Annotated in this window: 23 protein-coding genes and 1 riboswitch; of the genes, 10 read left to right on the top strand and 13 right to left on the bottom strand. The window is 68.9% G+C overall.

The features are described from left to right. Positions 1-138: 138 nt before the first annotated feature. Together ACFWP5_RS03540 and ACFWP5_RS03535 are read right to left on the bottom strand one after the other, a co-directional pair. Positions 139-516 (bottom strand): hypothetical protein, encoded by a 378-nt coding sequence (locus ACFWP5_RS03540; RefSeq protein ID WP_384149503.1) that lies wholly within the window; start codon positions 514-516, stop codon positions 139-141. A gap of 140 nt (positions 517-656) precedes the next feature. Further along, the gene (locus ACFWP5_RS03535) at positions 657-1,646 is read right to left on the bottom strand and encodes a helix-turn-helix transcriptional regulator (protein ID WP_384149500.1); all 990 of its coding nucleotides are present in this window, start codon (positions 1,644-1,646) and stop codon (positions 657-659) included. A 78-nt stretch (positions 1,647-1,724) separates the two neighbouring features. Between ACFWP5_RS03535 and ACFWP5_RS03530 the strand changes: the two genes are divergently transcribed. Continuing rightward, positions 1,725-2,312, top strand: coding sequence for a TIGR03086 family metal-binding protein (locus ACFWP5_RS03530; RefSeq protein ID WP_384149497.1), 588 nt, complete (start codon positions 1,725-1,727; stop codon positions 2,310-2,312). 16 nt (positions 2,313-2,328) lie between these two features. On the opposite strand, the gene ACFWP5_RS03525 is transcribed toward ACFWP5_RS03530, so the two are convergent. Then, entirely contained in the window at positions 2,329-3,201 is an 873-nt protein-coding gene (locus tag ACFWP5_RS03525; protein WP_384149495.1) for a thioesterase family protein, read from the bottom strand. A gap of 163 nt (positions 3,202-3,364) precedes the next feature. Between ACFWP5_RS03525 and ACFWP5_RS03520 the strand changes: the two genes are divergently transcribed. After that, positions 3,365-4,603, top strand: a complete 1,239-nt coding sequence (locus ACFWP5_RS03520) for an alpha/beta hydrolase (protein ID WP_384149493.1) — start codon at positions 3,365-3,367, stop codon at positions 4,601-4,603. Here ACFWP5_RS03520 and ACFWP5_RS03515 read toward each other — a convergent pair. The 10 genes from ACFWP5_RS03515 to ACFWP5_RS03470 form a co-directional block, all read right to left on the bottom strand. Beyond that, positions 4,512-5,168: a trimeric intracellular cation channel family protein gene (locus ACFWP5_RS03515; protein ID WP_384149491.1), complete on the bottom strand. Its 657-nt coding sequence runs from the start codon at positions 5,166-5,168 to the stop codon at positions 4,512-4,514. The genes ACFWP5_RS03520 and ACFWP5_RS03515 overlap by 92 nt on opposite strands. 46 nt (positions 5,169-5,214) lie before the next feature. Continuing rightward, on the bottom strand, positions 5,215-6,606 hold the full coding sequence (locus ACFWP5_RS03510; protein WP_384149489.1) for a M1 family metallopeptidase: 1,392 nt from the start codon (positions 6,604-6,606) through the stop codon (positions 5,215-5,217). Between the two features lie 97 nt (positions 6,607-6,703). Next, on the bottom strand, positions 6,704-8,026 hold the full coding sequence (locus tag ACFWP5_RS03505) for an ABC transporter ATP-binding protein (RefSeq protein WP_384149487.1): 1,323 nt from the start codon (positions 8,024-8,026) through the stop codon (positions 6,704-6,706). Then, on the bottom strand, positions 8,023-9,120 hold the full coding sequence (locus ACFWP5_RS03500; protein ID WP_384149485.1) for an ABC transporter ATP-binding protein: 1,098 nt from the start codon (positions 9,118-9,120) through the stop codon (positions 8,023-8,025). The genes ACFWP5_RS03505 and ACFWP5_RS03500 overlap by 4 nt, the downstream gene beginning before the upstream one ends. Next, positions 9,117-10,124, bottom strand: coding sequence for an ABC transporter permease (locus ACFWP5_RS03495; RefSeq protein ID WP_365306799.1), 1,008 nt, complete (start codon positions 10,122-10,124; stop codon positions 9,117-9,119). Before ACFWP5_RS03495 ends, ACFWP5_RS03500 begins: the two co-directional genes overlap by 4 nt. A gap of 75 nt (positions 10,125-10,199) precedes the next feature. After that, positions 10,200-11,948: an ABC transporter substrate-binding protein gene (locus ACFWP5_RS03490; protein WP_384149482.1), complete on the bottom strand. Its 1,749-nt coding sequence runs from the start codon at positions 11,946-11,948 to the stop codon at positions 10,200-10,202. A 53-nt stretch (positions 11,949-12,001) separates the two neighbouring features. Then, positions 12,002-13,000: an ABC transporter permease gene (locus ACFWP5_RS03485; protein WP_384149480.1), complete on the bottom strand. Its 999-nt coding sequence runs from the start codon at positions 12,998-13,000 to the stop codon at positions 12,002-12,004. A 343-nt stretch (positions 13,001-13,343) separates the two neighbouring features. After that, on the bottom strand, positions 13,344-14,132 hold the full coding sequence (locus ACFWP5_RS03480; protein ID WP_384149478.1) for an enhanced serine sensitivity protein SseB C-terminal domain-containing protein: 789 nt from the start codon (positions 14,130-14,132) through the stop codon (positions 13,344-13,346). Between the two features lie 177 nt (positions 14,133-14,309). Next, positions 14,310-15,095, bottom strand: a complete 786-nt coding sequence (locus ACFWP5_RS03475; RefSeq protein ID WP_384149475.1) for an enhanced serine sensitivity protein SseB — start codon at positions 15,093-15,095, stop codon at positions 14,310-14,312. A 64-nt stretch (positions 15,096-15,159) separates the two neighbouring features. Then, on the bottom strand, positions 15,160-15,858 hold the full coding sequence (locus tag ACFWP5_RS03470) for an AAA family ATPase (protein WP_384149531.1): 699 nt from the start codon (positions 15,856-15,858) through the stop codon (positions 15,160-15,162). Positions 15,859-16,006: 148 nt separating this feature from the next. Then, positions 16,007-16,106: riboswitch (glycine riboswitch) on the top strand. Between the two features lie 143 nt (positions 16,107-16,249). Here ACFWP5_RS03470 and gcvT point away from each other — a divergent pair. The 8 genes from gcvT (at position 16,250) to ACFWP5_RS03430 (ending at position 24,206) form a co-directional block, all read left to right on the top strand. Continuing rightward, positions 16,250-17,383, top strand: a complete 1,134-nt coding sequence (gene gcvT / locus ACFWP5_RS03465) for a glycine cleavage system aminomethyltransferase GcvT (RefSeq protein ID WP_384149473.1) — start codon at positions 16,250-16,252, stop codon at positions 17,381-17,383. 111 nt (positions 17,384-17,494) lie between these two features. After that, complete coding sequence (gene gcvH, locus ACFWP5_RS03460) at positions 17,495-17,872, top strand: glycine cleavage system protein GcvH (protein ID WP_384149471.1); 378 nt, start codon at positions 17,495-17,497, stop codon at positions 17,870-17,872. A 15-nt stretch (positions 17,873-17,887) separates the two neighbouring features. Next, positions 17,888-19,162, top strand: a complete 1,275-nt coding sequence (gene glyA / locus ACFWP5_RS03455; RefSeq protein ID WP_384149469.1) for a serine hydroxymethyltransferase — start codon at positions 17,888-17,890, stop codon at positions 19,160-19,162. Positions 19,163-19,294: 132 nt separating this feature from the next. Continuing rightward, positions 19,295-20,662, top strand: coding sequence for an L-serine ammonia-lyase (locus ACFWP5_RS03450; protein ID WP_384149467.1), 1,368 nt, complete (start codon positions 19,295-19,297; stop codon positions 20,660-20,662). A gap of 229 nt (positions 20,663-20,891) precedes the next feature. Further along, complete coding sequence (locus ACFWP5_RS03445; RefSeq protein ID WP_384149465.1) at positions 20,892-21,506, top strand: type IV toxin-antitoxin system AbiEi family antitoxin domain-containing protein; 615 nt, start codon at positions 20,892-20,894, stop codon at positions 21,504-21,506. Then, positions 21,506-22,405: a nucleotidyl transferase AbiEii/AbiGii toxin family protein gene (locus tag ACFWP5_RS03440; RefSeq protein WP_384149463.1), complete on the top strand. Its 900-nt coding sequence runs from the start codon at positions 21,506-21,508 to the stop codon at positions 22,403-22,405. Before ACFWP5_RS03445 ends, ACFWP5_RS03440 begins: the two co-directional genes overlap by 1 nt. Positions 22,406-22,727: 322 nt before the next feature. After that, entirely contained in the window at positions 22,728-23,459 is a 732-nt protein-coding gene (locus ACFWP5_RS03435) for a hypothetical protein (RefSeq protein WP_384149461.1), read from the top strand. Between the two features lie 159 nt (positions 23,460-23,618). Next, positions 23,619-24,206, top strand: coding sequence for a hypothetical protein (locus ACFWP5_RS03430; protein ID WP_384149459.1), 588 nt, complete (start codon positions 23,619-23,621; stop codon positions 24,204-24,206). The last annotated feature ends 121 nt before the right edge of the window (positions 24,207-24,327 follow it).

Below are 24,327 nucleotides of genomic sequence, written 5' to 3'. Positions count from 1 at the left end.
CCCTCCCGGCGCTCAACTTGCCACGGGCGGATGTGATTTCCTAACGGGCGGCTTTGAGTTCCTTTTGAGGGCGGACATGCGACTGGGGCGGGGCGCCCGGTGTCCGGGCGTGCCGCCCCTGTCGTGCGGGAGCCGCGGTCAGCCCTGCTGCGGGGCCCCGCTCATCTGGCCACCGCCGGGCCCGCCACCGCATCCGCCGCCGGGGCCGCCGCCCTGGCCGCCCCCTCCTCCGCCGGGTGCGCCGGTCGGCATGCCGGAGGCGTTGCCGGTCGGCCGGCCCGTCGGCTTGCCCGAGGCCGCGGCACCCGTGGGCGCACCGGACGGGGCGCCGCTGGGGCGTGCCGTGGAATTGCCGGTCGGCATCCCGGAGGCGGAACAGGACTGTGTGGAGCCGGAGTTGCCGGAACCGGAGCCGGAACCGGAGGACGACGACGAGTCGCCCGAGCCGCAGGCCGCCAGGGCCAGGGGCGAGAGCACGAGCAGGGCCACGGCGGGGACGAGCCGTACACGCTTCATGAGAAACAACTCCAAAAACGATGAGGGAGTGTTGAGACGGGCACTCAATCAACGCCGTTTAGGGGAGACTTGGGGGCGCCCTGTACCACGCCTGTGCGTCAGGTAAAGGGCAGCCCAAGAGGCGCCGCTGACCTGCGAGTTCACAGAGACGGCTCACTTACCCGCTGGTACAGCTCCGTGACAGAGGCGGCCGCCGCGGCCACCTCCGCGCGTACCTCCGGCGGCGATACGACCTCCAACGCGTCGGCGAACTGGAGCAGTTGACGGGCCTCGCGGACGACGCCGTACGACAGCCGGACCGTCACCCAGGCGTCCTCGCCGTCGGCCTCGCCGTCGAGCGTGGGGAGTTCGGCGAGCGAGGAGGCGTTGAGGCGCAGGAACATGTCGAGGCGGGAGCGGCGGACGCGGACGGTGACGGCGAGTCCGCCGGGGCGTTCCTCGACCTGGCGGCGCAACTCCTCCCAGGCGTCGGCGAGTTCGACACCCGGACGGCGCTTCACCGGGTCGGGCAGGAGGGTGGCCGAGTGCACGCGGTCGGCGCGGAAGAGGCGGGGGCGCGCACGGCGGTCGGCGACCAGGTACCAGACGCCCGCCTTGGAGACGAGGCCGTACGGGTCGACGGTGTAGGTGCTCGGTTCCTTGGCGCCGCTGTGCCGGTAGCGCAGGCGCAGCCGCCGGTCGGTGAAGACCGCGTCCTGCAACACGTCCAGGTCCACGGCGGGTTGGGGCCCGCCCTTCCAGCGCGTGGCGTCGACGAGGATGCGCCGGGAGGTCACCTCGGCGGCCGGGCGGTACGGCGCCGGCAGCGCGGCCATCACCTTGCGCAGCGCGGAACCGAGCGCGGCGTCGAGGCCGAGTGCGGCGTGGGCGCCCTGCGCGGCCAGGATGAACAGGGCGCGTGACTCGTCGGCGGTCAGTCCCGTGACGTCCGTACGGAACCCGGCGAGCAGCTCGATCCCGCCGTGCCGCCCGCGCTCGGCGTACACCGGCACCCCGGAGGCGGACAACGCCTCGACGTCCCGGTAGATGGTCCGCACCGACACCTCCAGCCGGTCGGCGAGTTCGTGCGCGGGGACACGGCCCCGGGTCTGCAGGAGCAGCAGGATCGAGAGCAGTCGGTCGGCCTTCACACCCCCAGAATCCACCGCCCGAAAGCCCCGCGCAAATGTTGACGGAAACTGTCAGGTTATGCGTCCACCATCGGGGCCGTGAACACAAACGCCACGGACCCCCGCCCCCTGTACACCCGAGCCACCGAGCAGGCCGCCGCCCTGATCAGGACGGTACGACCGGAGCAGCTGTCCTCCCCCACCCCGTGCACGGAGTTCGACGTACGCACCCTGCTGAGCCACCTCGTCGGGGGTACCCACCGCATCGCGACGGTGGGCGAGGGCGGCGACGGCATGGCCGTACACCCCTTCGTGGACGGCGTCGACGACAAGGGCTGGCCGACGGCGTACGACGAGGCCCGCACCCGGGTCAGGAACGCCTGGGCGGACGACGCCCGCCTGGACGCCCTGGTCCAGGTCCCGTGGGGCGAGGCACCGGGCCGTATCGCCCTCTCCGGCTACCTGATGGAGGGCGTCACCCACACCTGGGACCTCTCGGAGGCGCTGGGCCACCCCATCCAACTCGACCCGGAACTCGCCGAGTTCGCGCTGTCGATCGCCCGCCGGGTCCTCCCTGACGAGCAGCGAGACTCCGACACCCCCTTCGACACGGCCCAGCCGGTAGCCGAAGAGGCCGACGCCTACAGGCAGTTGGCGGCCTGGCTGGGGCGGAAGCCGGTCAGCTGAGTCGGGCGCGAGTCCGTCAGGACAGCCGGGCGCGGGCCAACTGCCGGGACTGGGCCACCAGTCGGTCGCCGCTGTCCCAGATCTCCGCGTCCTCCTCCAGGAAGCCGCCGGCCAGGTTGCGGGTGGTGATGGAGACGCGGAGAGGGCCCGGGGCCGGGCTGGCGCGGCCGAGCACCGTGAGATCGACCGTGGGGCCCCAGCCCATGATCCCCATCTCGAACGCGGTCGGGGGGAGGGCGTCCACCGCGAGGAGCAGGGAGAGGGGGTCGGCGTCGCGGCCGTCGGCGAGGCCGAACCAGGAGCGCATCTCGCCCTTGCCGGAGGGGGCGCCCAGGGCCCAGCCGAGGGTGGAGGGGTCGAGCTTGAGCATCAGGCGGTCGGCGATCGCCGAACTGCCGGAGACGGGGGTGGGCCCGTCCTCAGGGCCGAAGCACTGGTCCATGGGCGGGAACACCGGCGGGCGCGCCGTCGTACGGACGTCGTCCGGGAGCGTGTCCAGGTCGCCGTAGGAGGCGAGGACGCGGATGCGTTCCACCTCGTGGCCCTCGTCGTCGTACTGGAAGAGGGAGGCCTGGCCGGTGGAGAGGGTGCGGCCGGTGCGGACGGTATCCGTGCGGATGACCGCGGGGCCCGGCTGGGACGCGGTCAGGTAGTGCGCGGAGATCGTGAACGGGTCGCTGTGAGGGAGCGCGTCCGCGAGGGCTCGGCCGAGGACGGCGAGGAGGTACCCGCCGTTGACGGCGCTGATGATCGTCCAGCCGGCCGAGAGGTCGATGTCGTAGACGCCCGGCGCGCGACGGGTGACCGCCGTGTCGCGGTCGAACTCGCTGTCGCCGATCGTGGCCCGGGGAGCCCGGGTGGCCGCCGGTGCGGATGCTGCTTCTCGCATGGATGAACCGTACAACAGTTGATTACTAAGCGGTAGCTTTGTTGTTGCGGGCATATGAAACCACCGGCAAACCATCGGCCACTCGGGTGAGGAACCGGCAATTTCTTGGTAAGTGTCCGAACTCGTCCGTGACGCGTGGCCCGTGATCCCCCTCTTTGGGGACATGAGCCTCACCGGGACTCCGTTCCTCTACACCGCCGTCGTGCTGACGATCGTCGCCCTGATACTGCCGCTCGTGCTGTGGTCGCGGATGCGCGGCCCCAAGGTCGTACGCGTGGCGGCACGGGCCCTGATGCTGCTGTTCGCCCAGGCTACGGCCGTCACCCTGGTCTTCGTCATGGTCAACAACGAGAACAACCTCTACGACAACTGGGCCGACCTCCTCGGCACCGGCAACCACGTCCAGCAGGCCGCCAACCTCGGCAAGAACGGCACCGGCAACATCTCGCTGAAACGGTTGCCCAAGGTCAAGCAGGCATTCTCGCCCGCCGAGGGCCCCGGCATGCGCGCGGCAGGCGGGGTGGAGGTCACCCAACTCAAGGGCCGGGTGTCGGGCGTCAACGCCGAGGTGTACGTGTGGCTGCCGCCGCAGTACAGGGAACCCGCCTATCGCCACCACAAGTTCCCGGTCGTCGAGCTGCTGCCGGGCTATCCCGGTTCGGCGAAGGCCTGGTTCGGGTCGCTGCACGCGAACGAGCAGCTGCTGCCGCTGATGAAGAGCGGGCGGGTCGCGCCGTTCATCCTGGTCGCGCCGCGCACCAACCTGCTGGCCGGCGTCGACACGGGCTGCGCCAACATCACCGGCACGGTCAACGCCGACACCTGGCTGAGCGTCGACGTACCGAAGATGGTCATGGACAACTTCCGCGCCGAGCCCGCCCCTTCGGGCTGGGCGGTGGCCGGCTACTCGGCCGGGGCGCACTGCGCGGTCAAGCTCGCCGTCGCCCACCCGGACCGCTACCGGGCGGCCGTGGGCATGTCCGGCTACAACGACCCGATCGGCGAACGCAATTCACTCGCCGCGGCGAGCCCGGCCCTGCGCGCCGAGAACAACCCGTACCTGCTGCTCAAGGCGAAGAAGACCCCGCCGCCGATTGCGCTGTACATCTCCGGCGAGTCCGGCGACGGCTACGAGGCGGGCACCGCCCTGGCCTCCGTCGCCGAGGCGCCGACGACCGTGCACGTGGTGTTCCTGCCGCACAGCGCGGGCGGTCACACGATGGCGCTGTGGCGGCCGCAGGTGAAGTCGGTGTTCCGCTGGCTGACGCTGGAAATGGGCAAGAACCGTCCGCACGCGAGGACCGGGACCACTACTCCTCACGGACGGTCGACCGCCGGTTCCACGCACGCGGAGCTCGCCAGTGGAACCTCATCGCGAGCAGGCGCAACACGAAAGCGGTGACGACCGCGAGCCCGCTGGTGAACGGGCCCAGCGCGTCGTAGCGGATGCACAGGGCGACCATGGTGGCGCCGACGATCGCGGGGACCGCGTACAGGTCGCGGTCCCAACGCAGCAGGGACGGAGTCTCGTTGGCCAGCACGTCCCGCAGCACACCGCCGCCGACGGCGGACCCGAGGCCAAGGGCCACCGAGGAGGTCAGGCCGAGCCCGTAGTCGTACGCCTTCACCGTGCCGGTGACACAGAACAGGCCGAGGCCGGCCGCGTCGAAGACGTTCACTCCGAACTGGATCCGCTCCACGTGCGGGTGGAGGAAGAAGACGAGCAGGGCGGCGAGGAACGGAGTGAGGAAGTACCCCAGGTCCGTGAAGGCGGCCGGGGGCACCGCCCCGATGACGAGGTCCCGGAAGACCCCTCCGCCCAGCGCGGTGACCTCGGCGAGCACGGCGATGCCGAACACGTCGAAGTTCTTGCGGACGGCCAGCAGCGCGCCGGAGATGGCGAACACGAAGATGCCGACGAGGTCGAGCGTGTGCTGGACGGAGGGGCTGAACAGTTGCTGAAGCACCCCACATTGTTACTCGTGGAGATCTGTCGGCTGTTCTCTCGGGGATCTACAGGGTGGGCTTGCCGGGCGTGGAGAGCCAGGTCTGGAACAGGTCGTCGAGCTGTTGCCCGCTGATCTTCTCGGCGAGCTTGATGAACCCGGCGGTGTCGCCGTTGCCGTAGCGGTGGAGTTTCGTCCAGGCGGGCAGCAGCTTGAAGAACGCGGTGTCGCCGATGCGCTCGCGGAGCATCTGGAGGGTCATCGCGCCACGCTGGTAGACGGCCGAGGCGAACATGGTGTCCCGCTGCGGGTCGCCGACGACGGTCTGCCAGAAGGCGTTGTCGGCGGGGCGTGAGTTGTAGCCGGCCAGGAACGAGTCGTGCGCGGTGCGGGTGCCCTGGTGTTCGGCCCACAGCCACTGGGCGTAGGTCGCGAAGCCCTCGTTGAGCCAGATGTTCTTCCACTGCGACACGCTCACCGAGTCGCCGAACCACTGGTGGGCCAGCTCGTGCACGATCGTCGTCTCGCTGCGCACGGCCGAGTAGGCGGGCTTGCTCTGCACCTCCAGCGAGAACCCGGCCTCCGGCATGTCGTCGACGATCGCGCCGGTCTCCTCGAAGGGGTACGGCCCGAAGACCTGCGACCAGTAGTCGGTGGCGGCGGCCGTCACGGCGTACACGTCGACGCTGTTGCTGTTGGCGAGGACGGGGTCGATGGCGACGTAGATCGGCGTCCCGCCGGGGGTCGTCCCCGTCTTGACGTCGAACTTCCCGATGGTGGCGGTGGCGAGGTAGGTCGCCATGGGCTTGCTCTCCCGCCAGTGGGTGTAGGTCGAGGCGCCCTTGTCGTACGTGGATATGAGCCGGCCGTTGGAGACGCCGGTGAGGCCCTTGGGGGCCTTGATACGGATGTCGTAGGTGGCCTTGTCGGAGGGGTGGTCGCTGGACGGGAACCAGGTGGAGGCGGCGTTGGGTTCACAGGCGACGAAGACTCCGTCGGCGGTCTTCATCCAGCCGTAGTCGGAGCCGAACACGATGGGACCGTTGAGGGGTTCGGGTACGCCGCCGTAGGTGACGGTGACCGTGAAGTCCCTGCCCTTGCGGAGGGAGTCCCGCGGGGTGATGCGCAGTTCGTCACCGGTGCGGGTGAACTGGGCCCGTCTTCCGTTCACTTGGACCTTGGTGACCTCCAGCTTCTGCAGGTCCAGGTCGAAGGAGGAGAGGTTCTGGGTGGCGCGGGCGGTGAGCGTCGTACGCCCGTCGAGCCGGTCGGTGTCGGGGTTGTAGGCGACGTCGAGGGCGTAGTGCCGGGCGTCGAAGCCGCCGTTGCCCAGTTGCGGGAAGTAGGAGTCACCGATGCCGTCGGCGCCGGGGGTGGGGGCGGAGGAGGCGGCGATGACAAGAAAAGAGGCCGCCGCTGTCGCGAGGGCCCCCAGACGTGCCGAACGGGAGAGTGCCATGAGTCGTCCCTACGGGTGCGTTTCCGATCAGACGGACACGCTCGACTCTGCACTCTCCCGTTTCGACATGGACATGACTTTACCAACTTGTCATGTGCTACTTAGCAGTTGACTCCTGATCGCCGGATTCCGCTTCGGGGGAAGCAGGGGCCGGGGTTTCGGGGGTCTCCTCGGAAGTGGCCGGGGCTTCGGCGGCGGGCGCCTCCGCAGCGGCTTCCTCGGCGTCCGACGCCTCGGTCACAGTCGCGGTCTCGGCCGCCTCGGCCTTGGCTTCCGCCTCGATCTCCGCCGACTTCTCCAGGACCGCGGCGCCCACCAGTTCCACCGCTTCCTTCGCGGCGCTCAGCAGGACGGTGTCCTGCGGGGCCTGGTCCGCGAAGTTCTCCGGGTGGTGGCAGGCGACCTGCTGACCGGGCCGGAGCTCGATCAGCTGGGGTTCCGACGTCCTGCAGATCTCCGTGGCCTTCCAGCAGCGCGTGTGGAAACGGCAGCCGCTGGGCGGGGAGATCGGCGAGGGGACGTCGCCCTTGAGCAGGATGCGCTCGCTCTTGGCACCCCGGCGCTTGGGATCCGGCACCGGCACGGCCGACATCAGGGCCTTGGTGTACGGGTGCATCGGCGACTCGTACAGCTTGGTGCTGTCGGCGAGTTCGACGATCTTGCCGAGGTACATCACCGCGACGCGGTCCGAGACGTGCCGGACCACGGAGAGGTCGTGCGCGATGATCACGTACGTCAGGCCGAGCTCCGTCTGGAGGTCGTCCATGAGGTTGACGACCTGCGCCTGGATCGACACGTCGAGCGCCGAGACCGGCTCGTCCGCCACCACGAGCTTGGGCTTCAGAGCGAGCGCGCGGGCGATGCCGATGCGCTGGCGCTGGCCGCCGGAGAACTCGTGCGGGTAGCGGTTGAAGTGCTCGGGGCTCAGGCCCACCAGCTCCAGAAGGCGCTGGACCTCCTTCCTCACCCCGCCCTCGGGCTCCACGCCCTGCAGCCGGAACGGCGCCGAGACGATCGAGCCGATGGTGTGCCGGGGGTTCAGGGAGCCGTACGGGTCCTGGAAGATCATCTGGATGTCGCGCCGCAGCGGACGCATCCCGGCCGCGTTCAGCCGCGTGATGTCCTGGCCCTCGAAGTGGATCGAGCCGCCCGTCGGGTCCTGGAGGCGGGTGATGACCCGGCCCATGGTCGACTTGCCGCAGCCCGACTCGCCGACGACGCCCAGGGTCTCGCCCTTGCGCACCTCGAAGTCGATGCCGTCGACGGCCTTCACCGCGGCGACCTGACGCTGCAGGATCCCCTTCTTGATGGGGAAGTGCTTCTTCAGGCCCTCGACCTTGAGCAGGACCTCACGGTCCTCCGAGGAGGCCGCCTGCTCCGGTACGGCCGCGGTGGCGGTCTGTTTCTTCGTATCGCTCACAGCTTCGGCGCAATCTCTTCGGTCCAGATCCGCGTACGGTCCTCAGCCGGAAGGTGACAGGCGGACCAGTGCCCGCCGGCGACCAGCTCCAGCTCGGGGCGCACGGTTCGCGTGACGTCGCCCTTGGGGATGTCCGCGTACGGGCAGCGCGGGTGGAAGGCGCAGCCCGAGGGGACGTTGATGAGGCTCGGCGGCTGGCCCTTGACCGGGATCAGCCGCTCCGAGGTCTCCCGGTCGATGCGCGGCATCGAACCCAACAGGCCCCAGGTGTACGGGTGTTGCGGCTTCTCGAAGATCTCGTCGACGGGACCGCGCTCCACGCACCGGCCGCCGTACATGACCAGGACGTCGTCGGCGATCTCGGCGACGACACCGAGGTCGTGCGTGATCAGGACGACCGCGGAGCCGAACTCCTTCTGCAGGTCCCGGATCAGGTCGAGGATCTGCGCCTGGACGGTCACGTCCAGGGCGGTCGTCGGCTCGTCCGCGATGAGCAGTTCGGGGTTGTTGACCAGGGCCATCGCGATCATGGCGCGCTGACGCATACCGCCGGAGAACTCGTGCGGGTAGCCGTCGACGCGCTTGGCGGGCTCGGGGATGCCGACCCGGTCGAGCATCTCGATCGCGCGCTTGCGGGCGACCTTCTTGCTGACGTCGTGGTGGACGCGGTACGCCTCGACGATCTGGTCGCCGATCTTGTAGTACGGGTGCATCGCGGACAGCGGGTCCTGGAAGATCATGGACATCTGCCGGCCGCGGAGCTTGCGCACCTCGTCCGGCCGGGCGCCCACGAGTTCCTGGCCGTCGAGCCAGATCTCGCCGGTCATCCGCACGTTCTTGCCGCGCGGGCCGAGCCGGTGCAGGCCCATGATCGCGAGCGAGGTGACGGACTTGCCGGAGCCCGACTCGCCCACGATGGAGAGGGTCTTGCCCTTCTCCAGCGAGAAGCTGAGCCCGTCGACGGACTTGACCACGCCGTCGTCGGTCGGGAAGTGCACCTTGAGGTCGCGGACTTCCAGGAACGCGTTCGGGGCGGCCTTGGCGGTGTCGACGGGCTCGCCGACCGCGGCGCCGGTCTTGGAAAGGTCGGTCACGAGAGCCTCACCCGCGGGTCGGCGGCGGCGTACAACAGGTCCACCAGAAGATTTGCGATCACTACGAAGAACGCTGCGAGCAGGGTCACGCCGAGGATCGGGGGCAGGTCGTTGCTCTCGATCGACTGCACCGCGTACTGGCCGATGCCGTGCAGGGAGAACACCGACTCGGTGATCAGAGCGCCGCCGAGCAGCAGACCGAGGTCCATGCCGAAGACGGTGATGATCGGCGTCAGGGCGGCCCGCAGACCGTGCTTGACGACGACGTTGCGTTCCCGCAGGCCCTTGGCGCGGGCCGTGCGGATGAAGTCCTCGTTCATCGTCTCCAGCATGCCCGAGCGGGTGAGCCGCGCGTAGATGGCGGAGTAGAGGAGCGCGAGCGAGCACCACGCCGGGAACAGCGTGTTGGCCCACTGCACGGGGTTCTCGGTGAACGGGACGTAGGTGCGGCCGAAGATCGGCCACTGGTACGTGAAGAGCAGGATGGCCAGGTTGCCCGTGAAGAACATGGGCAGCGAGACACCCGCGAGCGCCACGCCCATGAAGGCGCGGTCGAAGAACGACCGCGGCTTGAGCGCGGAGATCACACCGACCGTGACACCGGACACCAGCCAGAGCACGGCGGCGCCGGAGGCCAGCGAGATGGTGACCGGAAGGCGGGAGGTGAGCTGCGGCCAGACCTCGACGTGGTCCTTGAAGGAGTAGCCGAAGCAGGGCGCGTCGCAGTGCACCGTGGTGGGGCCGATGTTGTAGGTGGCGCCCGCCACGATCCCCTTGATGAAGTGCCAGTACTGCAGGTAAAGGGGCTGGTCCAGACCGAGGTTGTGCTTGACCGCGGCGATGTCCGCCGCCGACGGGCTCTTCCCGATGTACTGCTGGGCCAGCTGGTCCGCGGTCTGGCCGGCGAGCCGTGGCAGCAGGAAGAAGATGCCGAAGGTGACCGCGGAGACGACCAGCAGCAGGATCACCGCTGCGACCGTCCGACGGAGAATGTACGAGATCACGGGGATCGGCGCTGGTGCCCGCGGGCCGCTAAGCCCGCGGGCACCAATGCCTTCACCTGCCTTCCGGGGCTACGACTACTTCGTGGTGCCGATGTTGAGGTAGTCGTACTGGCCGCTGAAGGCCGCCGTAGACACCAGGTTGCTGTAGTTCGCCGGACGGGCGAGCAGGACCTTGAAGTAGGTCAGCGGGACGAGGGCCGCGTCGCTCATGGTCTGCTTGTCGACCTGCGCGTACATGCTGTTGCGGGTGGTCACGTCCTCGGTGCCGATGGCCTTGGAGAGGAGCTCGTTGACCGTCTTGTTGTCGTACTGCGACAGGTTGGTGTTACCCGAGGCACCGATCGCCGCACCGTTCAGGATCTGCTGCTCGAAGCCGTAGCCGGAGGGCCAGTCGGCACCCCACTGCATCATGATCAGGCCGATGTTCTGCTGCTCGGTGAACTTCGGGACACCCGCGTAGTCGGTGAAGTACTTGCCCGACGGGTACTGCTTCAGGCTGGCGTTGATGCCGACGGCCTTCAGCGAGTTGATGATCGCGGTGGCCGCGGAGATCTCCTGCGGGCGGTCGCTGCGGGCCGAGAGGTTCGTCGAGATCGACGTCTTGCCGCAGGCCTTCAGCTGCGCCTTGGCCTTGGTGACGTCACCCTTGTTGCCGGTGGTGGCGTACTGGTCGGCCTTCTCGTAGCCGGTGATGTCCGGCGGAAGGACGGTGCTGGCGATCTCACCGCGGATCGGGCCGCCCTCGGCGGTCTGCACCGAGACCTTGTCGATGGCGTACTCGACGGCCTTGCGGCAGGCCACGTTGTCGAACGGCTTCACCTTGGTGTTGATCGCCATGTAGACGAGGCGGCCACCGAAGGTGTTGTCCGTGCCCGCCTTCTTGTCGGCGGAGGTCAGCAGCTGCGCCTGGGTCGCGGCCTGGACACCCGTACCGCCGAGGTCGACAGCGTCGCCCGCGAGGACGTCCTTGTCGATCGTGTCGGCGTTGACCTTCAGGTTCACGACGATCTTGTCCGGGTACTGCTTGCGCAGCGGGTCCGTCGCCGCGTTCCAGTTCTTGTTGCGCACGAGGACGGCCTGCTTGCCGTCCTGGTAGCTCTGGAACTGGTACGAGCCGGAGGACACGATGTTCTTGACGTAGTCGACGCCCTTGTCCTTCGCCTGCGGCACCGGAGCCGTCTGCGGCGCCGCGACCAGGTAGTCGAACTCCTGGAAGGCCGTGTTCAGGTGGAAGACGATCGTGGTGTCGTCCGGCGTCGCGATGGACTTGAGGCCCTCGGCGCTCTTGTCCTTGTACGGGCCCTTGTATGCCTTGCCGCCGACCAGGAACTGCTGGAAGTAGTTCGGGCCGAGGGAGAGCACGTCACGCGCGAAGTTGGAACGCTCCACGGCGTACTTGACGTCCTTGGACGTGATCGCCGTGCCGTCCTGGTACTTCAGGCCCGAACGCAGCTTGTACGTCCAGGTCTTGCCGCCGTCGCTGGAGACACCCTTGCTCGCGGCGAGGTCCGGGGCCAGGGTGTTGCCCTTGGAACCGGGGCCGGGCTCGAACGTCATCAGCGGACGGGCGTACAGCCGGCTGAAGTTGTACATGTACGCGTAGTACGTGTTGCCCGGGTCGAACGAGTCGGGAACGTCGGACAGTTCGTAGGTGACCGTCCCGCCCTTGTGCGTAGAGGCGTTGACGACGTCCTTGGTCGCTGCGTTGGCCCCAGCCGCCTTCGTACCGTTGTCACTCTTACTGTCATCGGCCTTGCTGCAACCTGCCATGAGCAGTGTCGCGGAGCCGATGGCCGCAACTGCGGCCAGCGCTGACCTTCGCATGATGGTCTGCTTCCTCCATTGTCGGAAACTTGGTGGACTCTCGGGTGCGGGCCCTAGCGGCTGCGGGGGTCGAGAGCGTCGCGGAGACCGTCGCCCAGCAGGTTGAACGCCAGGACGGTCACGAAGATGGCGAGGCCGGGAACGATCATGTACGCGGGGTCGACCTCGTAATAGGTGACCGCGTCCCGCAACATGCCGCCCCAGGATGCCTGCGGGGGCTGGATACCGACCCCGAGGAAGCTGAGGGACGCCTCGAAGAGGATGTTGGTCGGGATGAGCAGCGTCGAGTAGACGATGATCGGGCCGACCAGGTTGGGCAGCAGCTCCCGGAAGAGGATGTACGGCGCCTTGGCGCCCATGCCCCGGGAGGCGTCCACGAACTCGCGCTCGCGCAGGGCGAGGGTCTGGCCGCGGACGATCCGGCCCAGGTAGGGCCAGTTGAAGAAGCCGATGACGAAGATCAGCACGCTCAGGTGCAGCGGCAGGCCGTTGAGGCCGAAGGCGCCGCCCTGCAGGGTCGCCGAGATCGCGATGGCGAAGAGCAGGAGGGGGAAGGCCAGGAAGGTGTCCATCAGGCGGCTGATGATCGAGTCGACCCGGCCGCCGTAGTAACCCGCGACGACGCCGAGGATCGTGCCGATCACGTTCGACAGGATCGTGGCGCCGAAGGCGACCACCAGCGACACCCAGGAGCCTTCGAGGATGCGGGTGGCGACGTCCCGGCCGAACTGCGGGTCCACACCGAGCGGGTGGTCCCAGCTCATGCCGCCCCAGCCGCCCGTGGGCAGCGAGGTGTTGGCGTCGATCAGGTTCTGGTGGAAAGCGTCGGGATCCAGCCCGAACATCGACTGGATCGGACGCGAGAGTGCCGCGACCAGGATCAGGAGGACGACGATGACACCGCCGGCCACGGCGACTCTGTCCTTCTTGAACCGGGTCCAGGCGATCTGTCCAAGGGAACGGCCCTCGATCTGCCCCTTCTCGGCGCCGACGAGCACAGCCTCCGGCTGCGCCCCGGCTTCCGCTCCCGTGGTCTCGATCGGTGCGGTCACTGTGACCCGACCCCTCTCGCCGGTGGTTACCGGCTTACGCCTGCCGCGGATTAGCGGCTTTGTCGACTTGCAGTGGACATGGGTCCCTGGACCCTGTGTCTGAGTCGCGAGTCTTCAGCGTGGCTGCGATCACCCGCCAGGTCTGGCGGCGAAAGTATGCGCAACCGTGATGCTTAACTAGGGATTCCGTTATCCGAACAGTGGGTAACGCCCCCCGGACGCCGGGCACTTGGGACAGAACGGAGATTCGGCGTATTTCGGGGCACCACACCGCCGTCTACGCGCGAAGAAATGTGACGTAGACGTAAATCCTGCGGAGAAGCTGGGAAGAGGACTCGCGGGTTCAGTATCCACCACGGACGGGTGGGTATCCGTACCCACCCGCCTGAGCGGGCGCCGCGTGGGCCTCACGGTCGTAGAACGGGCGGGCGTTCGCCCGCAGCCACAGGGCCACCGGGTCGTACTCGTCGGACATCGCCACGGTCGACACCGGCAGCCCGTCGGGGACCGCCCCGATCGACTGCTGCATCATGCCGCGCACCGAGTCCACGGCGGGCGGGCTGGTGTCGTAGACATCCAGACCGATCGCGAGATACGGCGCTCCGAGCGCGGGCTGCACCCAGGCGCGGCGCAGGGCGCGGACCGCAGGGGTGCGGTGGGCGTTCTGCGTGAGCTGGGCGTAGAACTGCGGGATCTCGATGCCCGGCTCCGACAGGCGCAGGGGCCCCGCCGGCTGGCGTTCCAGGCCGGTGGCGATCCGGCGCAGGTCGAGCCAGGGGATACCGACGCCGCCGCCGGGGGCGTGCGGGTTGAGCCAGAGGCCGAAGTGGTCGGGGTAGAGCGTGCGGGCCACGTCGAGGCCGTCGACCACCTCGTAGGAGCGGTTCCAGCCGCTGGCGGAGAGCTCCTGGGCGGAGGTGACGCAGGGGGCGTAGCCGTAGTTCTCGACCTGCATGTTTCCGTACTGGGCGTCCGGGGAGCCGGACTGGCCGTGCCACAGGAGCATCCAGATCTGACCGGAGTGGGGGGTCGCGAGGGCGCGCAGGAGCGCCTCGTAGGCGTCGTAGCGCCCGGGCGTCACCTGGCGCAGCATGTGCTCGACCTGGCCGGTCGCGGTGCCGCTGGCGCTCACGTGTACCGCCCCTTCTGGTAGTTGGCCTGCGTTGGGAAACAGCTTAAGCGCCCGAGGGGTGGGGGCCTTGTGTGCGTTGGCGAGTGCGGGTCGTTCGTGGCTGGGCGCGCCCACGCGGCGGAGCCGCACATCGACACAGCCCCGCGCCCCTGAGGATGCTGCCCCTTGGGATGCTTGCTAGTGACCCTGTGTATAGAAGGGGCGCACTGTCTGCCTCATCCAGTCCGCCACGGGGTCCTGGGTTACGTCCAGGAGGACCAGGTTGACCTGCCACTGGACCGTTACCTGGCCCAGCGCTCGGGCCAGGGCCTCCATCGGGGCCGCTCTCAAGTCGCCGTCCCAATTGGTCAGTTCTACGCCTACGAACATCACCGGGTCGGCCGTCTCGATGGCGGCCAGGCAGCGGCGGGCCGAGCCGACGACACCCGTGGCGGCGAACTCCGTGGAGGCCGAGGCGAGGAAGTCGACCGGGTCGTCCTGCCAGTCGGGTTCGTAGAGGCGGACGCGGCCGCCGCTGGTGGGGCCGTCGAGGGCGGTGCGGCCGATGCGGCACAGCTCGGCCATGGCGAGGGGCGGGAGGGGGACGCCGACCACGCCGCCCGGGTTCACCGCCATGCCGACCTGCGGGGGCAGCCCGCGGGCGAACTCCACCGCGGGCGCGATCGTGAACGACAGATGCGAGCCGACGACCTGCCGGAACTGTTCCTCGGAGCTGAAGACCGGGACGTACGCCTGCCCCTCGATGTCCAGTGTCGGCAGGTCCAGGGGGCCGCTCTGCGGGCCGCCGCCGCTGGGGAGCGGGACCCAGACGAAGCTGCGGCCGAGCACCTCGATGATCCGGCCGCCGGCCGAGGGCATGCCGAGGGAGGCCGAGAGCACCTCCTCCAGCTCGTTGCCCGGCCATCCGCCGTGCGGATGCGGGTGGGGGTGCGCCTGACCGGGGAAGTCCGCCGGGAAGTCCATCTACCTACCGCCTGCTGGTGAAACCGCCTGCTGTAACCCTGCTGTGGCTGAAAAGGCTAGCGGCTCAGTCCGCGAAGTCGATCCGGCGCAGCACGTCCGCCGCGTCCCGGTCCAGGAGAACCGCCGAGTCGACGCCCCGGGGCAGGTCGCCGCGCTCCACCGAGCGCAGCAGTCGGGCGGCGGCCCTGCGGTGGCGCAGGAACGCGTACCGCGAGACTCCGCGGCCCCGTTCGCGCTGGCCGCCGAGCGCGGTGTCCGGGCTGACGTCGAGGAACACCAGGTGCAGCGCGCCGCCCCGGCGCCCGGCGGCGCGGGCCAGCCAGCCGCGCACCCAGGTCTGCGTACCGCAGTCGTGCACGACGGCTCCGGACGCGGACCGCAGGGCGCGGTGCAGTCCGGCGTAGTGGGCGAGACGGACCAGCGGGCGGTAGACCGCGTACGGGAGGAGGCCGGAGAGGCCCGGTCCACGGGATATACGGGTTTCCCAGCGGTCGCGGGTGTCCTGGCTGTCGACGCGGACGCCGTCGCCCGCCACCGCGCGCCGCATCAGCGTGGACTTGCCGCTGCCGGGCAGACCGGTGACCACGACCAGGTCGCGGGGGCCGAAGAGGAGCCCGTGCGGGCTGTGGCCGGCGCGCTCGCGGAGATCGCGGACTGTCGGTACCGGGCGGCCCGGGCATGCCTCTCCGGCCGGGGCCGAGGGCTGCTTGGGCAGCGCTACGGCCGAGGTCGTGGCGTACACCGTGGTCCTTGTCACCGTGATCGTCCTCCCTGCGGGGTCAGGAAAGGTTCTCCCCACTGAACGTAAAGAGAAGGTAATGCACGGTGTCTCGCGGTTCCGTTCGCTTCCGGCCACAGGCCTGTTACAAAGCCTGTGCGATGATGTGCCCGCCAACTGCATACCGGCCGCTTGAATCCGCGCGGGAGAGTCCCCGGTCGTACGTCGTCCGGGGCGCCGAAGGAGCAAGTCCCTCCCTTGAATCTCTCAGGCCCCGTTACCGCGCGGGCGAGGCACATCTGAAAAGCGGGCCGCCCTTCCCGGTGGCCCCACCCAAGGTGCAACCCATGTCCCGTGGCGGTCATGGCGAACCTCTCAGGTCCCGATGACAGATGGGGAGGAACGACCTCGCCGTCATGCCTTGGGAGACCGACCGATGAGCAGTACCACCCCCCGTCGTACCGCGCTCGACGCGCTGCACCGCTCGCTCGGTGCGACGATGACCGACTTCGCCGGCTGGGACATGCCGCTGCGCTACGGCTCCGAGCGCGACGAGCACCTCGCCGTCCGCACGAAGGCCGGCCTCTTCGACCTCTCCCACATGGGCGAGATCACCGTCACCGGGCCGCAGGCCGCCCAGCTCCTCAACTACGCCCTCGTCGGCAACATCGCCTCCGTGGGCGTCGGCCGCGCCCGCTACACCATGATCTGCCGGGCCGACGGCGGCATCCTGGACGACCTGATCGTCTATCGGCTCGCGGACACCGAGGCCGCGTCTTCTGACTACATGGTGGTGGCCAACGCCTCCAACGCCCAGGTTGTCCTGGACTCGCTGGTGGAGCGGGCCGAGGGCTTCGACGCCGTCGTCCGCGACGACCGTGAGGCGTACGCCCTGCTCGCCGTCCAGGGTCCCGAGTCCCCCGGCATCCTCAAGTCGCTCACCGACGCCGACCTCGACGGCCTGAAGTACTACGCCGGCCTGCCCGGCACGGTCGCGGGCGTCCCCGCGCTGATCGCCCGCACCGGCTACACCGGCGAGGACGGCTTCGAGCTGTTCGTCTCCCCCGGTGACGCGGAGAAGCTGTGGCAGGCGCTGACCGAGGCCGGAGCGCCGGTCGGCCTCATCCCGTGCGGTCTGTCCTGCCGGGACACGCTGCGCCTGGAGGCGGGCATGCCGCTGTACGGCCACGAGCTGTCGACCTCCCTCACCCCGTTCGACGCCGGGCTCGGCCGGGTCGTGAAGTTCGAGAAGGACGGCGACTTCGTGGGGCGTGAGGCGCTCACGGAGGCCGCTTCCCGCGCCGCTTCGCAGCCGCCGCGCGTCCTCGTCGGGCTCGTCGCCGAGGGCCGCCGGGTCCCGCGCGCCGGGTACCCCGTCGTCGCCGACGGCCAGGTGATCGGCGAGGTCACCTCCGGCGCGCCGTCCCCCACCCTGGGCAAGCCGATCGCCATGGCCTACGTCGACGCCGCGCACTCGGCGCCGGGTACGACCGGTGTCGGCGTGGACATCCGGGGCAGTCACGAGCCGTACGAGGTCGTGGCGCTGCCGTTCTACAAGCGCGAGAAGTGACAGTCGTCGTAGCGTCTCGTGCGTGACCTGGGGCAGATCGCCCCTGTTCGCCGATGTCCTTCGCAGTCCCCCATTCACCAGCACTCCCCCGCGTACAGGAGAATTCAGGCCATGAGCAACCCCCAGCAGCTGCGCTACAGCAAGGAGCACGAGTGGCTGTCGGTCGCCGAGGACGGCGTCTCGACGGTCGGCATCACCGAGTTCGCGGCCAACGCGCTCGGCGACGTCGTCTACGCCCAGCTCCCCGACGTCGGCTCCACGGTGACCGCGGGCGAGTCCTGCGGTGAGCTGGAGTCGACGAAGTCGGTGTCCGACCTGTACTCGCCCGTCGGTGGCGAGGTCACCGAGATCAACGAGGACGTCGTGAACGACCCGTCGCTGGTGAACTCGGCCCCCTTCGAGGGCGGCTGGCTGTTCAAGGTGCGCGTCGCTCAGGAGCCGGGCGACCTGCTCTCCGCCGACGAGTACACCGCCTTCACCGCCGGCTGAGGAGTCGTACACCTGATGTCTGTTCTGAACACGCCCCTGCACGAGCTAGACCCGGACATCGCCGCGGCCGTCGACGCCGAGCTGCGCCGGCAGCAGTCCACGCTGGAGATGATCGCCTCGGAGAACTTCGCTCCGGTCGCGGTCATGGAGGCGCAGGGCTCGGTCCTCACCAACAAGTACGCCGAGGGGTACCCGGGCCGTCGTTACTACGGCGGCTGCGAGCACGTCGACGTGGCCGAGCAGATCGCGATCGACCGGGTCAAGGAGCTGTTCGGCGCCGAGTACGCCAACGTGCAGCCGCACTCGGGCGCCTCCGCGAACCAGGCCGCGCTGTTCGCGCTGGCCCAGCCCGGCGACACCATCCTCGGCCTGGACCTGGCGCACGGCGGCCACCTCACCCACGGGATGCGGCTGAACTTCTCCGGCAAGCAGTTCAATGTGGTCGCCTACCACGTGGACGCGCAGACCGGTCTGGTCGACATGGCCGAGGTCGAGAAGCTCGCCAAGGAGCACCGCCCGAAGGTGATCATCGCGGGCTGGTCGGCGTACCCGCGCCAGCTGGACTTCGCGGAGTTCCGCCGGATCGCGGACGAGGTCGAGGCCTTCCTGTGGGTCGACATGGCGCACTTCGCCGGGCTGGTCGCGGCGGGGCTGCACCCGAACCCGGTGCCGTACGCGGATGTCGTCACGTCGACGACCCACAAGACGCTGGGCGGCCCGCGCGGCGGCATCATCCTGGCGAAGAAGGAGTTCGCGAAGAAGCTGAACTCCTCCGTCTTCCCCGGCTTCCAGGGCGGTCCGCTGGAGCATGTGATCGCCGCGAAGGCGGTCTCCTTCAAGGTCGCCGCGAGCGAGGACTTCAAGGAGCGGCAGCGGCGTACGGTGGAGGGTGCGCGGCTGCTGGCCGAGCGCCTGGTGCAGGACGACGTGAAGGCCGTAGGGGTCGACGTCCTGTCCGGTGGTACGGACGTGCACCTGGTCCTGGTCGACCTGCGCACCTCCGAGTTGGACGGGCAGCAGGCCGAGGACCGGCTCCACGAGGTCGGCATCACGGTCAACCGGAACGCCGTCCCGAACGACCCGAGGCCCCCGATGGTGACGTCCGGCCTGCGCATCGGCACGCCGGCGCTGGCGACCCGCGGCTTCACGGCCGAGGACTTCGCCGAGGTCGCGGACGTCATCGCCGAGACGCTGAAGGCACCCTCTCCCTTCGGGGAGGCCGACGCGGAGGGCCTGAAGGCCCGCGTGACCGCGCTGGCGGAGAAGTACCCGCTGTATCCCGGGCTCTAGGTCGGCCCACCGGGCGCTGCGGTCGGCCCATCGGGCTGTGGTCGCCCACCGGGGGTGCCGCGCACACTGGGAGGTGTGTGCGGTGCCCCACCCCTTGCACCGCCCTGCGTTGTTGCGTTCTGAGGAGTCACCGTGGCCATCTCGGTCTTCGACCTGTTCTCGATCGGCATCGGCCCGTCCAGCTCCCACACGGTCGGCCCGATGCGGGCGGCCCGCATGTTCGCGCGCCGGCTGCGCAACGAGGACCTGCTGGACTCCGTCGCCTCCGTCCGCACCGAGCTGTACGGCTCCCTCGGCGCGACAGGCCACGGGCACGGCACCCCGAAGGCGGTGCTGCTCGGCCTGGAGGGCGAGTCGCCGCGCACGGTGGACGTGGAGAAGGCGGACGAGCGGGTGGAGCGGATCAAGGAGGCCGGGCGCATCCGGGTCCTGGGCGAGCACGAGATCCCGTTCTCCTTCGACAACGACCTGAAACTGCACCGCCGGAAAACCCTGCCGTACCACGCGAACGGCATGACGCTGTGGGCCTACGACGCGGCGGGCACCGAGCTGTTGTCGAAGACGTACTACTCGGTGGGCGGCGGTTTCGTCGTCGACGAGGAGGCGGTGGGCGCCGACCGCATCAAGCTGGACGACACGGTCCTCAAGTACCCCTTCCGCACGGGCGACGAGCTGCTACGGCTCACGCAGGAGACGGGCCTGTCGATCTCCGCGCTGATGCTGGAGAACGAGCGCGCCTGGCGCACGGAGGAGGAGATCCGGGCCGGGCTGCTGGAGATCTGGCGCGTGATGCAGGCGTGCGTGTCGCGCGGCATGTCGAGGGAGGGCATCCTGCCCGGCGGCCTCCGGGTCCGGCGCAGGGCGGCCATGTCGGCACGCCAACTCCGGGCGGAGGGCGACCCGTTGGCGCACGCGATGGAGTGGATCACGCTCTACGCGATGGCCGTGAACGAGGAGAACGCGGCGGGCGGCCGCGTGGTCACCGCCCCCACGAACGGCGCCGCCGGCATCATCCCGGCCGTCCTGCACTACTACATCAACTTCGTGCCGGGCGCGGACGAGGACGGCGTCGTCCGCTTCATGCTGGCCGCCGGCGCCATCGGCATGCTCTTCAAGGAGAACGCCTCCATCTCCGGCGCCGAGGTCGGCTGCCAGGGCGAGGTCGGCTCCGCCTGCTCCATGGCGGCGGGCGCCCTGGCCGAGGTCCTGGGCGGCAGCCCCGAACAGGTCGAGAACGCGGCCGAGATCGGCATGGAACACAACCTCGGCCTCACCTGCGACCCCGTCGGCGGCCTCGTCCAGATCCCCTGCATCGAACGCAACGGCATGGCCGCGGTGAAGGCGGTGACGGCGGCGCGGATGGCCATGCGGGGGGACGGTTCGCACAAGGTGTCCCTCGACAAGGTCATCAAGACGATGAAGGAGACGGGGGCGGATATGAGCGTGAAGTACAAGGAGACGGCGCGCGGGGGCCTCGCGGTGAACATCATCGAGTGCTGACGGTACAGGCCCTGACCAGCGCGTTCCTATCTTTCAGCGCTGTCGGGGCCTTCCCTGCTTACGCGGCGGAAAGTCCCTGGAAACTCCCTGGGTTGTCCCACGGGACAGGCGCCTGACCTGGGGAATCGCAACACCCTCAATTACTGCTCCGCTTCGCACAGGCCGCCGACAACCCCGAGGATGTATCAAATCGATCCCCTAAGGCCGCCACAGGGGTATCATTCGATACATGAGTGCTGCGGAGAACTCGCGCCTGGAGCAGCGGCTGGCCGGCCTCGCCCCCACGTTCACGACGGCACAGGCACGTCAGGCCCTGCTTTCCCCCCGTGATCTGACGTCCTTGGTCGCGGCGGGAGAGATAGACGAACTGTCCCGGGGGGTCTACCGACGGGCAGACGCACCAGAGACAGCGCACGCCGATCTGCTGGCCGTGTGCGCGCGGGCTCCGCGTGCCGTGGTGTGCGGTGAGTCCGCCCTGGCCCTGCATGAACTCATCGACGACATCCCTACAGCGGTACACATCGCCGTGCCGCGCGGTACACGCCGCCCCACGATCTCCTACCCGCCCACCGTAGTGGCGCAGTACGCCCCGACGACCTTCGCCCTCGGCGTCGAACGATTCGAAGCAGCCCCTGGAGAAACCATCCCCGTGTACAGCGCCGCCCGCAGCGTCGTCGACGCAATGCGCCACCGCAGCCGCATCGGCGAGACCCTCGCCCTGTCCGCGCTCGGCCGCTATCTGCGCCAGGGCGGACGCCGTAACGTCGGCGAACTCCAGGACGTCGCGCGCGAGTTGGGTGCTCTCTCCGTCATCCGCCCTGCCGTTGAGGCGGTGCTCGCCTGATGGCCAACCCCACTCGTGACACCACCGCCGGCCGCGTCTACAACGACCTGCGCAACCTGGCTCGCCGCGCCAGCCGGTCCACGGACGAGATCATGGTCGAGTACGTCCTCGAACGCTTCCTCTACCGCCTGGCCACATCGCCCCTCGGCCGCGAACACTTCGTCCTCAAGGGTGGCCTGCTCCTCGCCCAGTTCGGCGCACGCCGGATGACCCGCGACATCGACATCCTCGGCCGCTCATTCCCAGGCGACGAAGTGGAGATCATTCGCAGGATCGCCGGCATCGCCGCCACCGAGATCGACGACGGCGTCGCATTCGATCCCGCGACGCTCAAGACCGTGCCCATCCGCGAGGAGGACGAGTACCACGGTCTGCGTCTGTCCATGGGCGCCTCCATCGCCCGAGCACGACTCAAGCTCCAACTCGATGTCAGCTTCGGCGATCCAGTCACTCCCGGCCCCCGGATCATCGACTACCCACAGCAGCTCACGACGGACAGCTTCCAGCTCCTCGGCTACCCACTCGCCACCGTCATCGCCGAGAAGCTCTCCACCGCCGTCTCACTCGGCGACCTCAACACCCGCGACCGCGACTACGCCGACCTCTACCGCCTGCTCACCCTCAACGACCTCGACGGCCAGGAACTCACCACGGCGCTGACCGCCACCGCCGCACACCGCGGCATCACCCTGAAACCCCTCGGCACCGCCATCAGCGACCTCGGCGAGCGTCGCCAGAGTTCCTACACCGCCTGGCGCCGCCGGCAAGGCCCCGCCGCAACCAGCTACCCCGAACGCTTCACGGATGTCGTCCGGCAGGTCATCGCCTTCGCGGACGCACTCCTCAACGGCGAGGCCCTCACTCTCACTTGGAGTTCGGCGATCCTCACGTGGTCATGAACCAGACCCGGCCGACCGGCGAGGCTTCAACAGGCCTCCACCACGACAACGACGCATCTGGTCAGTGTTGATGTCGGACGACCATGGAAGAAAGTGGACCACCCCAGATTCCCCGCCAACTGAGACCACAACTGACCCACCATAGGGAACGCGTACGCTCCGTGCTGAAGAGCAAGACATCCAGCCGTCCTGCAGAGGGGACTGAGATGAGGGCACACAGTAGGCCGTCGGTGCGCCACACTTCTCCGTTCCGGGCGATGCCCCGAAGCGGCAGAGAAAAGTCGACGGTCACCGGTGGCCACGAGAGTCGGCGGGTCCTGCGGTGACGGACTTCACTTTCGACGCGATAGGGACCGGATCCGTCGCCGCCCACCGCATCGGGACAGCGATCACCGGCCCGGTCACCGTTCTGACGGCCGAGTTGATGAACTCGGCGCGCGACGTCCAGGCGCCTGCCGGGCTCACCAACCTGCCGCCGCTCCCTCTGTGTTTCGGCCGCACGAGCGAGCTGGGCTGGCTGCGCGGCACGCTCGGGCAACAGGCCTCCGGGACTGCCGTCGTCCAGGGCCTCGGCGGCGTCGGCAAGAGCAGCCTCGCACTTGCGTATGCCCACAGACACCGTCGCGACTACAACGTGGTGTGGTGGATTGCCGCCGGATCACCCGTCCACATCGAGCAATCGCTGGCCGACCTCGCTCTGCGACTGATCCCAGTGTGGGCAGGCAGCGCATCTGCCGAGGAGCGCGCCGCCTGGGCGATGTTGTGGCTGCAGTGGCATCCGGGGTGGCTGCTGGTCTTCGACAACGTTGAAAATCCGGCTGATCTGCAGCCCTACGTCAGCACGCCCAACGGCCACGTCATCGCCACCAGCCGACGGTCAGCCAGCTGGCCGACCTCCGTCGCAACGCTGGCCCTCGACGTACTCAACCTGGCTGCAGCGAGTGAACTGCTCTGTAGGCAGGTGCTCGGCGCGACTCCGCCGACCCACCGTCAGATGCAGGAGACCCGGGCCCTCTCCGCTGACCTGGGGCAGCTTCCCATCGCACTGATGTAGGCCGGCGCCTACCTCGCGCAGAATCCGACGATCAGCATCGAACGTTACCGCCAAAGGCTGATCGGCAAGTTGGACAAGGCTCCCGAAGGTGTAGACCCAGAGCGCACCGTCGCCCGGATCTGGCGCCAGACGATCAGCACCCTCACGGAGCGCAACCCCTTGGCAGTCTCCGTCCTGTCCACTCTGGCGTGGCTGGCCCCCGACGACATCCCAGTGGAACTGCTGACCCCTATCGCCGACGACAGCGACGACCTTCACGAGGCCCTTGGGATTCTTGCCGTCTACTGCATGGTCTCCCTCACCCGGGACACAGTGAGCATCCACCGACTGGTCCAGAGCACGCTCCGGAATCAGTCGAACCTCGGTGACACAGCGCCAGCCGGCAGGCCCGAGGCCGAACGGCTGCTGTGTGCCGCGGTCGTCCCACTGGGAGAACCGCCCAACTCTGGCCGGTCCCCCGCCTGGGACCGGCTGCTCCCGCACCTCGTCGCACTCGCGGCCACCACTCCTGACGGACACGCTGACACCTTTCCCGCCGGACGGTACGCGAGCGCTGCGCGCTATCTCCATGGCCTCGGTCACGACGCCGGCGCCATTCCACTGCTCACGGCGGCCCTCGCCCGCTGCGAAGCACTCCCCGGCGCCGAGCACGAACTCACCATGAAGGTCCGCGCGAACCTGTCAGCGGTGTCGACGTTGGTCATCGTTGAGCGCCCTTCCACTTCCCGGGAGGGCGCTCGTGTGTGAGCACCGCATTACGAGTGCGGGACTCACCGAAGTCATCGGATGCCGCCCGAGCATCAACGACCCAATCCCACAGGCGTCTCACGCAGCATGGGATACGTTGCAATCAGCCCCCGACAAGAAG

Origin of the sequence: Streptomyces sp. NPDC058469, assembly GCF_042721125.1 — a bacterium.
Taxonomy (GTDB): domain Bacteria; phylum Actinomycetota; class Actinomycetes; order Streptomycetales; family Streptomycetaceae; genus Streptomyces.
This window is presented reverse-complemented; position numbering and strand designations above follow the sequence as displayed.